Below are 13,424 nucleotides of genomic sequence, written 5' to 3' on the forward strand. Positions count from 1 at the left end.
TCATGTCCCCGATCCTGACCCGCCGCAGCGCCGTTGCCGCAGCGCTGACCGCCGCCCTCCTCGTGCCCGCGCTGTCCGCCTGCGGCAGCAGCGACAAGAAGGACACCGACACCGGGGCTGCGGCTTCCGCGTCGGCCTCCGCCTCCGCCGAGACCAAGGCCGCGAACCTCACCGTCCTGGCCGCCTCCTCCCTCACCGACGTCTTCAAGACCGCGGGCGCCGCGTACGAGAAGGCGCACCCCGGCACGAAGGTGAACTTCTCGTTCGCCGGCTCCCAGGAGCTCGCCGCCCAGGTGAAGCAGGGCGCCCCGGCCGACGCGCTGGTCACCGCCGACACCAAGACGATGGACGGCCTCAAGGCCGAGACGAACGACCCGTCGATCATCGCCAAGAACCGCCTGGTCATCGCGACCGGCAAGGGCAACCCGTTCAAGATCGACGACCTGAAGGACCTCGCCGACAGCAAGATCAAGGTCGTGCTCGCCGCGCCCGAGGTCCCGGTCGGCCGCTACAGCAAGCAGATCCTCGACGCGCAGAAGATCGAGGTGAAGCCGGTCTCGCAGGAGCCCAACGTGCGCGCCGTGCTGAGCAAGGTCGAGCTCGGTGAGGCCGACGCCGGCCTCGTCTACAAGACCGACTCGGCCAAGTCCGGTGACAAGGTCGTCAACGTGGACATCCCGGACGACCAGAACGCCGTCGCCTCCTACCCGGCCGCGGCCCTCAAGGCCTCCAAGAACGCCGAGGCCGCCGCCGCGTTCGTGGCGTGGCTGAGCAGCCCCGAGGCGCAGAAGATCCTCCAGGACGCGGGCTTCCAGAAGGCGTAACCGACTCCGCTGCCGGAAAGATCGATGGGGACTGCCCGGTCTGGGGGGGACGGGCAGTCCCTTCGGCGTCCCGCACACCGATCCCCCCGTACCCGCCCACGCTGCAGCCAGGAATCCACATGAGCAGATCCCGCACCCGCACCCGGCCGCCGCTGGCCCTGGCGCTGCCCGCGCTGCTCGCCGTCGCATTCCTACTGCTTCCTCTGATCGGCATCCTCAGCCGCACCCAGTGGAGCGAGCTCGGCACGCACCTCACGAGCCCGGGTGTGGTCGAGGCGCTGCGCCTGTCGCTCGTCGTGTCCCTGTGGGCCCTCGGCTTCTCGTTGCTCCTCGGAGTGCCACTGGCCTGGCTACTGGCCCGCGTCCCGTTCAAGGGAAAGGCGTTCGTCCGCTCGCTGGTACTGCTCCCGATGGTGCTGCCTCCGACCGTGGGCGGCGTGGCGCTGCTGCTGGGATTCGGCCGTCGCGGGCTGCTCGGGCCCTGGCTGGAGGGCACGTTCGGGATCACGCTGCCCTTCCACACCTCCGGCGCCGTCGTGGCGGCCACCTTCGTCGCCATGCCGTTCCTCGTCATCAGCCTGGAGGGCGCGCTCGGCGGCCTCAAGCAGAGTTACGAGGAGACCGCCGCGTCCCTCGGAGCCCCGCCGGTGCGCGTGTTCTTCACCGTGACGCTGCCCATGGTGGCGCCGGGCCTGATCGCCGGCGCGGCGCTCACCTGGGCACGCGCGCTCGGCGAGTTCGGCGCGACCATCACCTTCGCGGGCAACCTGCCCGGCACCACCCAGACCCTGCCGCTCCAGGTCTACCTGCTCCTCCAGGACTCGCCGGAGGCCGCCACCTCTGTCTCGCTGCTGCTGCTCGCGATCGCCATGGTCGTACTGATCGCCCTGCGCGGCCGTTGGACCGGCACCCCGGTCGCGGCCCGGTCCGCCGGGGCGCCGCAGACCCCGCAGGAGACCGAGACGGCCGCCGTGGCCGCCGGCCTGCCCGCCGATTCCGCCGACACCGCCACCGGCCCGTCCGCCGGCCCGGCCCTCGACCTGCCCGCCGCCGCCCCGTACGACGGCGGCCACTGGCCGCTGCACGCCGAGGTCACCGGCTTCAACGAGCTCACCCTCGACGCCGATCCCGGCACCACCATCGCCGTCGTCGGCGAGAACGGCGCCGGCAAGACCACGCTGCTGCGCGCCCTCCTCGGCCTCACCCCGCGCGCCCACGCCGAACTGCGCCTCGGCGACACCGACGTCACATCGCTGCCCCCGCACGAGCGCCAGGTCGCCTGGGTCCCGCAGGACGGCGCCCTGTTCCCGCACCTGACCGCCCTGGCCAACACCGCGTACGGGCTGCGCGCCCGCCGGGTGCCGCGCGCGGAGGCCCGCCGCGAGGCGCAGCTGTGGCTGGACCGGCTCGGCGTCGGCCACCTCGCCGCCCGCAAACCCGCCCAGCTGTCCGGCGGCCAGGCCCAGCGCGTCGCCCTGGCCCGCGCCCTGGCCGCCCGGCCCCGCCTGCTGCTCCTCGACGAACCCCTCGCCGCCCTCGACCAGACCACCCGGGCCCGGGTCCGCCACACCCTGCGCACGCACCTGGCCGGCTTCGCCGGGGTCTGCCTCATCGTCACGCACGACCCCGTCGAGGCGGTCTCCCTGGCCGACCGGGTGCTGGTCCTGGCCGACGGCCGCACCCTCCAGGACGCCCCGCCCGCCGAGGTGAGCCGCCATCCCCGCTCCCCCTGGGTCGCCCGGATGCTCGGCCGCAACGCCTGGCACGGCACCGCGTCGGCCGACGGCCTCGTACTCGCCGCCGGAGGCCGGCTCGTGGTGGCGGACGCGCTGCCCGAAGGGGCCGAGGCGCTGGCGATCATCGGGCCGGAGGCCGTGTCGGTGCACCGCGACCGCCCGACCGGCAGTCCCCGCAACGTCTGGCAGGGCTCCGTACGGGAGATCACGACGGTCGGGAGCCGGCTGCGCGTGCTGGTCACCTCGGGTGAGGCCCCCGACCTGGTCGCGGAGGTCACCCCGGAGGCGGTCGCCGAACTGGGCCTGGTCGACGGCTCGAAGGTGTGGACGAGCGTGAAGGCGACCGAGGTCACGCTCGTACGGCTCTAGGAAGCGGGCCGGACGGCCAGCCAGTCGGCCGGGGCGAACGCGTCGACGCCGACCACGGTCCGGCCCGTGCGCGGGGCCGCGACGGACAGCACGCCCTCGGAGCGGCCGGCCGTGAAGCCCGGGGCGCCGAGGGTGATCACGGCGGCGCGTTTGCCGGTGGTGCGCCGGAACTCGGCGAGCAGCTGCGCCGTCAGGGCGGTTTCCTTGCGGTCCACGGTGACCGGCGCATGCGCCCGTACGACGGCCAGAGCGCCCGTGGCCGGTTCCCGGGCGGTAGCCGCCAGGGCCTTGCGCAGGGCCCGCATCCGGTGCAGGCCGCCTCCGCCCAGGGTGGGCTCGGTGGTGTCGAGCGGCAGGAACCGTACCCCGCGGTGGACGAACTCCGGCCCGTCGGCGCCGGTCAGCACGAAGTCGGCGCCCGCGTCCCCGTCCCCGGCGCGGCTGCCGCCGGGCGGCTCGACGGCGAACCGCCAGGGCTTCGCCCGGACCCCTGCCCCGGTGGCCACGATCGGATCCCGGACCACGGGTTCCGCGGCGGGCCCCGTGGGCGGGGTCCGGGCGCCGAGCGTGTCGAGCACCACCCGTCCGGGGCCGGAACCGGCCTTGGCCGAGAGCCGGGTCACGGTGAGCGGCGGCTGTGCGGTGGCCGGGAGTGCGAGGGTGACCTCCCGCCAGCCGGTCCAGTCCGCGACGGGCCCGCTCACCGTGACGGCGGCCCCGTCGGCGTCGGTCAGTTCCACGGCGGGCCGGGCTCCGGAGCCGTCGCCGCCGACCCAGAGCGTGAGCGACCGGGCTAGCTCCGGGACGGGCAGGGGCCGGGGCGCGGCGGCGCTCGCCCGGCCCGCGGCCCGGGGCAGGTCCAGGGCGAGCCCGGCGCCGGCGTGTCCCTCGGCCGGGACGGCGCCGGGGCCGGTCCAGGCGGCGGCGTCGGCCAGATCGGCGAGGGGAAGGGTCTCCAGCCCGACGCCGAGGGGGATGTCGACGCTCGGCCCGGATACGGCGGTCGCGCCACGCACGGCCGCGGCTCCACGCACAGCAGCGGCCCGGACGGTGGCGGCCCGGACGGTGGCGTGTAGCCGGCCGGTGGCCCGCGGGACGAGGGCGGTGACGGTGAAGCCACCCCGCCCGTCCTCGGTGACGTTCCACCGCGACCGGTCGAACTCCAGGGCCACGTCGCGGGGTTCCACGACGGCGGCCGCGCCCTGCGCGTCGTACCCGATCAGCCGGAATCCCGCCTTCTCCCCCGGCTCCGCGAGCCCGATCCGAGCCGGGGTCGGCCGGATCCGGGTCAACGGCCCGAGGACCTGGAGCGGGAGCGCGCCGTGCGCCGTCGCGCGCCGGGCGTGCGCCGTCGCTCGGCCAGCGCGCACGGCGTGGAACACCCCGGCGGCGTCAACGGTGCCGGCCCCTTCGGCGGACCACACCGGCGCCTCCGGGGCCGGGCCCAGCAGCGCGTCGTACCCGGTGGCCGTGAGGGTCCGGGTGAGCCCGGGGAATACCCGGGTGAGGTCCTCCGCGCTGCCGCCGGCGGGTTCGATCCGGTAGCCGGTGGTCCGGCCGGAGCCGGCCGGGGCCGTGAGGACGAGCCCGTTGGGCACGGGCCGCTGCCGCCCGTCCGACGGGGAGTTCTCCAACGTCAGGGCCGTCGCCCCGCTCAGTGCGGCGAGCAGGGTCGAGGAGCCGCCGCCGTCGAGGTTCAGGGCCTCGTACGCGCCGAGCCGGTGCATCATGCGGCCCAGCTCCGTCAGGGTGAGCCCACCGCTGTCGCGCTGGCGGCCGTCCACGGTGAGGATCCTCAGCCGCCGCCCGTCGCGCGAGAACCCGACGGCCGTGCGCGGCGCGGCGGCGTTGTTCGGTTCGCCGTCGTGGTCCTGCGGTACGCCGGCCACGACGAGGGCCTCCCGCCCGCCGACGGCCGCGGCCGGGACCGACCCGGCGTCCGGGAGGGCGCGGGCGGCAACGGCGACGGCGTCCCCGGGGCGCAGGGCGGCGAGTTCGGCGGCGGACGCACCGCCCGCGGGAGCGGTGAGCAGGGTGGTTCCGGGGGCCGGTCGCCGCCTGCGGGCCGGGCCGCGTACCGATGCGGCGGCGGCCGTGACCCGGCCGTCCCGGACCGGAACGGCGATGCCCACCGCTGGCAGCTGCGCCCCGGGATGGTCGGCCGTGTACGCGGACAGCCCCCCGCTGGCCGGCCGGGCCGCGTTGTAGCCGATCAGCGGGCGCACTGCCCCGCCGGGCAGGGTGACGCTGCCGTCGAGGCCGATCCGCAGGACCCTGCCGGTGCCGTCGGCCCCGAATCCGACGGCGGGGGCCGCGCCGGGTCCGGACGCGGCCGAGTGCAGTAGCCTGCCGCCGCCGAGGCCGGGGCCGAGCGGTGCACCCGTACCGCGGATGTCGAAGAAGTCGCCGTTCACGGCGGCGACCACGCGCCGTCCGGGCCCCGCACGGTGACGGGCAGCGGTGTCGCCGACGGTGGCCGGTCCGTGGCCGCCCAGGTATTCGGCGCGCACGCCGCCGCTCCCACCGAGTTCGACGCGGAGCTCGTCGATCCGCAGCCAGCGGTCGGCTTCCAGCCGGTCGTACGACTCCAGGCGGATCCCGGGGGCGATCTGCCGGCCGGTACGGGAGGTCTCGATCCCGTCGGCCACCGCGTCGGCGGCCCGCGCGGGAAGGGTGGTCCCGGCGGGGCCGGCCAGGACGACGGCGAGCAGGACGGGCAACAGCGGACGCAGGCTCAACACGCAGGCAGGATCGTCCACCCGCCACCGTCCCGGGTCCGCGCCGTCGCTCGTGCCCTGCGGTTTCAGCCATTCGCACGGCCACGGGTGGCGCACTCTTCGTCCGCACGGGGAATCGATTTGGCCGCGGGATGCCGGGCTGGCAAGGTTCGAGCGTGCCCGCCGCGCGCCGGCGGGCCTGCGCATTCTCCGTCGCATGTTCCCGTGGGGGGTTCACACCGCATGTCCGTCAACGAGCCGCCGGGCCCACCGGCTCAGCCGTCGCCGCAGCAGCCGCAGCAGCCGCAGCCACCATCAAAGACGCAGTCCCCGGCCCCGGAGCACGCCGCACAGCCGGCCCCGGCACCGGCGTACGCCGCTGCACCGCCGCAGCCGTACCCGGCACCGGCGTACCCGGCACCGGGGTACCCCGCTCAGCCGTACCCCGCACACGCCCTGACCGGGCACCCTGCCGGGCCGTACCCGGGCCTGCCGTACGGCATTCCGTTGTCCGGCGGCGACGTGCTGCGGTCGCCGCGCGGCCTGGCGGTCGCGGTCACCGCGATGCTGTCGGTCGCGGGTGCGGTCAACCTGTTCGCGGCGGGCATCGGCGCGTACCTCTTCTCGCTCATGACGAGCGTGATCGCCGATCCGGCGGCCGTCGGTGACCACGCTCTGCGCCAGGGGGACGACCTGACCACGGTCGCCAGCGTCCTACAGAACCTGATCATGGTGGCGACGGCGGTCGTCTTCGTCGTCTGGTTCCACCGTGTGCGCGTGAACGGCGAGATCTTCCGCCCCGACGCGTTCTCCCAGACCCGCGGCTGGGCCATCGGCGCCTGGTTCATCCCGATCGGCAACCTCTTCCTGCCGTTCCGGACCGCCAAGGAGATCTGGACCGCCAGCACCCAGTTCGCACCCGACGGCTCCTTCCGCCAGGTCTCCAACGCGCCCGTCAACGCCTGGTGGGCACTGTGGGTCGGCTCGCTGGTCCTCGACCGGATCTTCAGCAGGCTCTACCAGCAGGCCGGGACGCCACAAGCGCTGCGCGACGCGTCCGCCGTGGGGGTCGCGTCCGGCCTCTGCACGGTCGCCGCCGCGGTCTTCGCCATCGTCTTCGTCCGCAGGCTGACGGCCTTGCAGACCGTCAAGGCGGCGCAGGGCCCGAACGCGGCGGTCTGATCCCCCGCCCAGCGGGTCCGCGCCGGCGTCTCGCCGAAGGGGGCGGGCGACCGGACGCCCCCTTCGGCCCGGCAGGCGCCTCAGTTCGCCGCCGCACGTACCGGGACGGCGAACTCGCACCACACGCACTTCCCGCTGCCCCGGGGCTCCACGCCCCAGTCCTTCGCGAGCCGGTCCACCAGCAGCAGGCCGCGCCCCGACACCGCCCAGTCGCCGGCCTCGCGCCGTTGCGGCAGGGCGCTGCTGGAGTCCTCGACCTCGATCCGGATCCGGCCCTCCCGGGTCAGCCGTACGTTGACGTGGCCGCCGCCGTCCGTGTGCACGAGGGCGTTGGTCATCAGCTCGTCCGCCGCCAGTTCGATCTCGTCGGCCCGCTCCCTGGCTCCCCATGCCGCCACCGCCGCGCGGATCAGGTGGCGGGCCATCGCCGGGCCCTCGGGGTCGCCCGGGGTGAGCCGCAGGCGTAGCGGACCGCCGCCGCGCGGGGTGGGCGTGCCGCGGCGGCGCAGTAGGAGCAGGGCCATGTCGTCCCCGGCGCCCGCGTCCCCGACCAGGTCGCACAGGACGTCGGCGAGCTCCTCGACGTCCACCGGTCCGCTGCGGACCGCTTCCATGAGTTCGCGCATGCCCGCCTCGGGGGCGCCTTCCGGCCGTTCGAGGAGACCGTCGGTGCACAGCACCAGGGTGTCGCCGGGGTGCAGTTCGAGGCTGGTGACCGGGTATCCGGAGCCGGCCCCCGCCTGCTCGCGCTGCGGCAGCCCGAGCGGGAGTCCGCCGGCCACCTGGACCCGGTGGCAGCTGCCGTCGCCGCGCCGCACCACCGGGTCGAGGTGGCCGGCGCGGACCAGTTGGAGCATGCCGGTGGTCAGGTCGATCTCGGCGTACGTACAGGTGGCGAACCGTTCCGTCTCAAGCTCCCGCAGGAACGTCGAGGCCCGCGCCATGGCCGTGCCCGGGGTGTGCCCCTCGGCGACGTACGCCCGCAGGACGATCCGCAGCTGGCCCATGACGGCCGCCGCGTCCGTGTCGTGGCCCTCCACGTCCCCGATCATCACCCCGACGCGGCCGTCGCCGAGCGGGACCACGTCGTACCAGTCGCCGCCGATGTCCCGCCCCATCCGGGCGGCCCGGTACCGTACGGCGATCTGCGCGCCCGGCACCTCCGGGATCCGGCGCGGCAGCATGGCCCGCTGGAGGCCCTCCGCCAGGTCGTGCTCCTGCTCGAAGAGCATCGCCCGCTGAAGGCTCTGCGCGATGCCGCTACCGAGCGCGACGAGCAGGTTCCGTTCCTCGGCGGTGAAATCGCCGTCGCGCTGGTACAGCAGCCCGAGCGCGCCGATGGCCCGGCCCTGGGCGATCAGCGGCAGGTACACGCCGCTGCGCACGGACAGCGGCTCGATGTACGGCCAGAGCTCCGGGTAGCTCCGCTGGAACACCTCGCGCGAGGCGATGAAGACCGGCTGGAGGTTGCGTACGGCCTCGCTCATCGGGAACCGGGCGTCGATGCGGGTGTACTCGATCTCCCGGACGTACGAGCCGAGCTGCCCCTCTGCGACGAGGTGGATCCGGCCGCCGTCGACGATGCCGAGCATCACGCTGACCGCGCCCAAATGGCCGAGCGCCTCGGGGTCCTTCAGGACGTCGGTCACGTCGTTGACGGTGCGCGCGTGGGCCAGGATCGCGCTGGTCCGCTCGACGACGCCGGTCATCCGGCGCCGCCCCTCGGCCTGCTCCCCGCCGGCGCCCGGCTCGCCGGGATCGTGGGCGGCGTCGCGCAGGATGCCGATGATCCGGTAGGGACGGCCGTTCGCGTCGCGCAGGATGTGGCCCTGGATGTGGGTCCAGCCCGGGGCGCCGCCGCGGTCGCGGGTGCGGACGTACGCCCCGTAGTGGCTCCGGCCGTCCTTGAGCGCCTGCGCGACCCGGGCGTCGAGCCGGACCTCCTCGCCGGGCTGCACCCGGGCCCGCAGCCCTTCGGGGGTGCCGCTGAACTCCTCCGGGCGCAGGTCGAGGACCCTCAGGGCGGTGGGGTCCAGATGCATCTGCCCACTGTTGAGGTCCCAGTCGAAGGTGCCCATGCGGTTGAGCGCGAGGCTCATGTCCGGCTGCGCGGGCCAGTCGACCTCGGGGCTCGCTCCCCTTTCGGCCATGCAGCCAGGGTCTCACCGTTCCCCGACCTGTGCCCGCACAAGCCGCCCGGGGCTACCCGGTCCCGTCGGCGGCGGCCGGCGAGACGGACTGCGAGGGGTTCCCCGACGAGGGCGGCGCGGGCTTGGACGGCGGCTCGGACGACGGCGGCGGTGTGGGCGCCGGCGTCGCGGACGGCTCGCCTGCCGGCCCGGACGGGGTGGGCGAGGGCGTGGGCCGGAGTTGCTGCACCGGGGAGCTCGCAGGAGCAGAGGGCGTGGGTGGGGGTGAGGGCGTGGGTGTGGGCGTGGGTGTGGGCGCGGGCGCGGGCGTGAGCGGGGCCGGTTGGACCACCGGGGGCGGTACGGGCTTGTCGCGCTCGCCCCGGTGGTCGCCCCGGTCCCGGGCGAACCAGCGCCCGTCGCGGTGGTCGTAGACCACGAACTTGTCGACGACGGTCGCCGCCGGCGCGACGACCACCACCTCCGACGGCTGGTACGAGCTCCACGGCTGCCCGTGCCGCTTCGGGTCGGGCTCCAGCGCGACCGGGGCGCCGAGCGGGTTGCCGCAGGCGCACCTCACCCGCGGCACCCCCCGGCCGTCGACCAGGACCGCCGTCCCGGCCTGCAGCACCGCCTGGTAGGCCGTCGCCTTGCCGTCGCGGTAGCCGTGGTTGGTGACCCGGGTGTCCGCGCGCAGCTGCAGCGGGGTCAGCGAGCGCAGGTAGCCGGGTACGGACTTCGGCCGGATGCCCAGTACCGAGGCGAACGCGCCGTTCTTGGCGGGCTCGGCGGACAGCGCCCTGACCTGCTTCTCGACGTCGCAGCTCGCCACGTCCAGGGTGCCGCCGTACAGGCCCGGCGCCGAACCGCTGATGCTGCGCGTGGCGGTGGCGGGGGACTCCGCGCCGCTCGGTGACGGCTCCGGGCTCCGGGGCGGCGGCACGGCCTCCTTGGCCGCGGTGGACTCCGTGAAGGGGTCCGGGCCCGTCGCGGAGACGGGCTGGAGGAACACCTCTCCGTGCGAGGCGGGCGAGCGGTCGTGCCGGGTCAGCACCACCGCCAGGACCACGGCGACGGCCACCGCGACGAGCACGGTGGCCAACCGGGGTACGGACCGCCACCAGGGCCCCTTGTCGGGTGGACCGGCCGACCCCGACGGCGGACCTCCGGGCGGCCGGGGCGGAGCGGGCGGCGGCGTCGGCGGCGGGCCCTGGCGGCCGCCCGAGAGGGGACCGGAGGGAGGACCGGTGGGGCGCTCCGCCGGGGGCTGCGAGGCCTGCGTCGGCTGCTGCGGATCCTGGCCGGGGCCGGAGGGTTGCGTGGTCACGGGCTCTTCTTCCCAGGCGGAGGAGTTCCGGTCCCTGCGGACGTTCCGCAGCTCGCCCCCCATCCCCTACACGTATCGCATATAGAGAAATCTGGGCATTTCTCGCACTCTTGCGGCCCATTGTCTGCGCCGTTCAGGTGGTGGCGGCAAGCGGAGCGTGCCTACGGTTGCAGCGTGAGCAGTCCGTCGTCACCGCGTCCGGTACCCGGCGGCGCCGCGAGGGCGTGGCGCGATGCCCTCGTCGCCGTCGTGGCTGCCTTCGTGGTGATGACCGCCGTCGCCGCGGCGGGTCTGGCCTGCGCGGGAGCGACCGCCCTGCCGGACGGCGCGTTCCCCCGGGTGGTCGCGGCGGTCGTCGTGCTGGCGACCGGCGGATCGGTCGAGGTGACCGGCGGGGCCGGCATCCTCGCCGAGGCCGACGCGAGCCTGTCCGCGCTCCCGCTCTCGGTGAGCCTCGCAGGGGCCCTCACGGCCGGCGCGCTCTTCCTGCGCCCCCTGCACAACCGGGCCGTGGCCCGACCACGGGAACTCCTCGCGCAGGCGGTCCCGTTGGTCGTGCTCTGGCTGCTCGCCCTCACCGGCGCCGCGCTCCTCGCCCGCCAGAGCTTCGGCATCGCCACCGGTGACTCGCCGATCGCGGACATCGGCGAACTCCTCGACGCCTCCCCGACGGTCGGCTTCCGGGCGGCGCTGCCCGCGACCCTCTTCTTCGGGCTGCTGTGGATCCTGGGCCTGTTGCTCGTCGCCCTGCTGGTCTCGCGGCGCGCGCCCCTCCCGGCCCGGCTGGTCCGCTTCCACGCGGCGGTTCGGCCCGCCGCCTTCGCCACCGTGGTCCTGCTCCTCGCGTACGTCGTGCTCGGCATCGGCATCGGGCTCGTGGTGGCCGCCACGCACGGGCACGCGGACCGGACCTTCGCCGTGCTCCTGCTCGGCCTGCCGAACCTGGTCTGGCCCGCGCTCACCCTGGGCCTCGGCGGAGCCTGGGAAGGCAAGGTCGAGGGGCCGTTCGGGCTGCCGATGCCGCAGCTGCTCGACCATGTGCTGCGCGGGTCGAACACGTCGCGGGTCGACGTCGCCTCCCTCGCGCAGCGGGACTCCCGGGCCTGGTGGTTGGTGGCCGTCGCCGCCGTGCTGCTGCTCGGCGCGGGTTTCCTGGCGGCCGTGCGCTCCCCGGCCGGCGTCCGCGCCTGGCAGCATGCGCTCCACCTGGGCGTGGCCCTCGCCCTCGCCGTCCTGATGGTGTGCCTGCTGGCCGGCGTCCAGGCCCGGTTCGGCCTGTCCGTGCTGGGCATCGGCGACGTCGGCGGACTCGGCGGCAAGGTGGTGCTGAGCCCGTTGCTGTGGCGCAACGTGGGCCTCGCCCTGGTCTGGGGCGCACTCGCGGGCTTCCTCGGCGCGCTCCTGGCCCGCCCGGTCCACCGCCGCGGCCTCGTCGTCGCGCCCCCCGAGACCGTCAGCCGGTGACCCCGCCCACCCCGCCCCGGAACACCGGCAGCGCCCAGTGCGGAGGCTGCGGCGGGAGCGGGGGCGCGGGCTCCTCGGCGGGCGGCGGAGCCGGTTGCGCTCCGGCCCGGCGCAGCGCCGCCGTGAACTCCAGGCAGCTGCCCCACCGGTCGTCCGGGGATTTGGCCAGCGCCTTGGCCAGTACCTCGTCCACCGCTGCCGGCAGACCGGGCCGCCGCGAGCTGACCGGGGGCGGCGGATCGTACTGGTGGGCCCACAGCAGGGCCATGTCGTCGTCCCGCTGGAACGGCGGGCCCCCGGTCAGCGTCTCGTAGACGACGCAGCCCAGGCTGTAGACGTCGCAGCGTGCGTCCACGGGCTTGCCGGAGATCTGCTCGGGCGCCACGTAGTCCAGGGTGCCGACGAACTGCCCCACGCTCGTGAACCCCGTCAGCGACAGCGACTTCTTCGTCAGTCCGAAGTCCGTCAGGTAGACGTGCTCGGGGTGCTCGCTGTCCGTTCCCTCCGCGACCAGGATGTTTCCCGGCTTCACGTCCCGGTGCACCAGGTCGTGGTCGTGCGCCGCGTCCAGTGCCGAAGCCACCTGGCCGGCGATCCGGGCGGCGGTCTCCACCGGCAGCGGCCCGGTGCGGTCCAGCAGGGCGCGCAGGTCCTGCCCGGGGACGTACCGCATCGCGATGTACAGCAGCCCGTCGGTCTCGCCCGCCTCGAAGACCGGGACGATGTGCGGGTGGTCGATCGCCGCGGCGACCTTCGATTCGTGGGCGAAACGCTGCCGGAAGGTGTCGTTGCGGGCGAGTTCGGGCGCCAGCAGCTTGAGGGCGACCAGCCGGTCCAGTCGCAGGTCCCGCGCCCGGTAGACGACCGCCATGCCGCCGCGGCCGATCTCGCTCTCCACCAGGTACCCGGCGATCTGCTTCCCGAGCAGGTCGGACGGCCGCCCGCCCGGTGACCCGGCGGCCATCACCGCCCTCCGCCCTCGGGTGGCGTGACGACCTGTGTCGGCTCGTGTCCGGCTTCCCGGCCGGCTGCCGGGGCCCGCCCCGGGTCCGCCCGCACGCCGGCCCCGGCCGCGGTGTCGGTACCGTCCGCCGCGTCGGTACCGTTGTCCGCCTCACGGTCCTGCGGCTCCGGCGGCTCGTGCGGCTCCTGCGGCTGTGCCTCGGCCGGTTCCCCGGGGCCCGCGTCGACCGCGTAGGTCGTCAGGCGCGACCCGTCCCCGTACATCCAGTGCCCGGTGGCCTCGTCGTACAGCCAGACGGACTCCCCGTCGACCACGATGCCGGCCCGCAGTCCCCGGGTCGCCCGCCGGAAGGCCCCGGTGTCGGCGCGTCCCGAGGCGAGTTCCGCGACGGCCCGCCGGTAGCGCTCCAGGGCCTCGGCGCCCCGTGCGAGCAGTGGCAGCGGGTCCTCCGTGCGCGTCGGCGGTAGTCCGCCGGCCGGTGGGGGCCGGGGGACGGCGACCAGGAGGCGTCCGTCCACCCAGGCGGACCAGCCGTTGGCGCACAGGATCTCCCCCCACTCCCCGCGCCGGGTCAGCAGTTGCACGGGCAGGAAGGGGTCCAGGGCCACGGTCGGCCGGGACACGTCGGGTTCCTCCCAGGCGGGCAGCCCCTCCCGGGGAACCACGTGGGTCGGGTGGAAGGCGGCGGGACCGGACGGGCTCGTCATCGGCG

At 75.3% G+C, this 13,424-nt stretch carries 9 protein-coding genes; 4 read left to right on the forward strand and 5 right to left on the reverse strand.

All coding sequences use genetic code 11. From position 1 onward, the window contains the following. Positions 1-2: 2 nt before the first annotated feature. Together modA and OG974_RS08435 are read left to right on the forward strand one after the other, a co-directional pair. Positions 3-824, forward strand: coding sequence for a molybdate ABC transporter substrate-binding protein (modA, locus tag OG974_RS08430; RefSeq protein ID WP_371646018.1), 822 nt, complete (start codon positions 3-5; stop codon positions 822-824). A gap of 119 nt (positions 825-943) precedes the next feature. Continuing rightward, positions 944-2,929 (forward strand): ABC transporter permease, encoded by a 1,986-nt coding sequence (locus OG974_RS08435; protein WP_327282052.1) that lies wholly within the window; start codon positions 944-946, stop codon positions 2,927-2,929. Here the strand turns inward: OG974_RS08435 and OG974_RS08440 are convergent. Then, positions 2,926-5,670 carry a phosphodiester glycosidase family protein gene (locus OG974_RS08440; protein ID WP_371646021.1) on the reverse strand — a complete coding sequence of 915 codons (2,745 nt, stop codon included), beginning with the start codon at positions 5,668-5,670 and terminating at the stop codon, positions 2,926-2,928. The two genes, OG974_RS08435 and OG974_RS08440, sit on opposite strands and share 4 nt — an antisense overlap. A gap of 219 nt (positions 5,671-5,889) precedes the next feature. On the opposite strand from OG974_RS08440, the gene OG974_RS08445 reads away from it, so the two are divergent. Beyond that, on the forward strand, positions 5,890-6,828 hold the full coding sequence (locus tag OG974_RS08445) for a DUF4328 domain-containing protein (protein ID WP_371646022.1): 939 nt from the start codon (positions 5,890-5,892) through the stop codon (positions 6,826-6,828). A gap of 80 nt (positions 6,829-6,908) precedes the next feature. On the opposite strand, the gene OG974_RS08450 is transcribed toward OG974_RS08445, so the two are convergent. Both OG974_RS08450 and OG974_RS08455 read right to left on the reverse strand, forming a co-directional pair. Continuing rightward, positions 6,909-8,978, reverse strand: coding sequence for a SpoIIE family protein phosphatase (locus OG974_RS08450; protein ID WP_327282055.1), 2,070 nt, complete (start codon positions 8,976-8,978; stop codon positions 6,909-6,911). Between the two features lie 52 nt (positions 8,979-9,030). Continuing rightward, a complete protein-coding gene (locus OG974_RS08455) occupies positions 9,031-10,284 on the reverse strand; it encodes a DUF6777 domain-containing protein (RefSeq protein ID WP_371646024.1) in 1,254 nt (417 codons plus the stop codon). 174 nt (positions 10,285-10,458) lie between these two features. Between OG974_RS08455 and OG974_RS08460 the strand changes: the two genes are divergently transcribed. Next, positions 10,459-11,748, forward strand: a complete 1,290-nt coding sequence (locus OG974_RS08460; protein WP_371646026.1) for a streptophobe family protein — start codon at positions 10,459-10,461, stop codon at positions 11,746-11,748. Here the strand turns inward: OG974_RS08460 and OG974_RS08465 are convergent. Beyond that, on the reverse strand, positions 11,738-12,712 hold the full coding sequence (locus OG974_RS08465; RefSeq protein ID WP_371646028.1) for a serine/threonine-protein kinase: 975 nt from the start codon (positions 12,710-12,712) through the stop codon (positions 11,738-11,740). The two genes, OG974_RS08460 and OG974_RS08465, sit on opposite strands and share 11 nt — an antisense overlap. Further along, a complete protein-coding gene (locus OG974_RS08470) occupies positions 12,712-13,419 on the reverse strand; it encodes a hypothetical protein (RefSeq protein WP_327282059.1) in 708 nt (235 codons plus the stop codon). Before OG974_RS08470 ends, OG974_RS08465 begins: the two co-directional genes overlap by 1 nt. Between the last annotated feature and the right edge of the window lie 5 nt (positions 13,420-13,424).

It is taken from the genome of Streptomyces sp. NBC_00597 (assembly GCF_041431095.1).
Classification (GTDB): domain Bacteria; phylum Actinomycetota; class Actinomycetes; order Streptomycetales; family Streptomycetaceae; genus Streptomyces.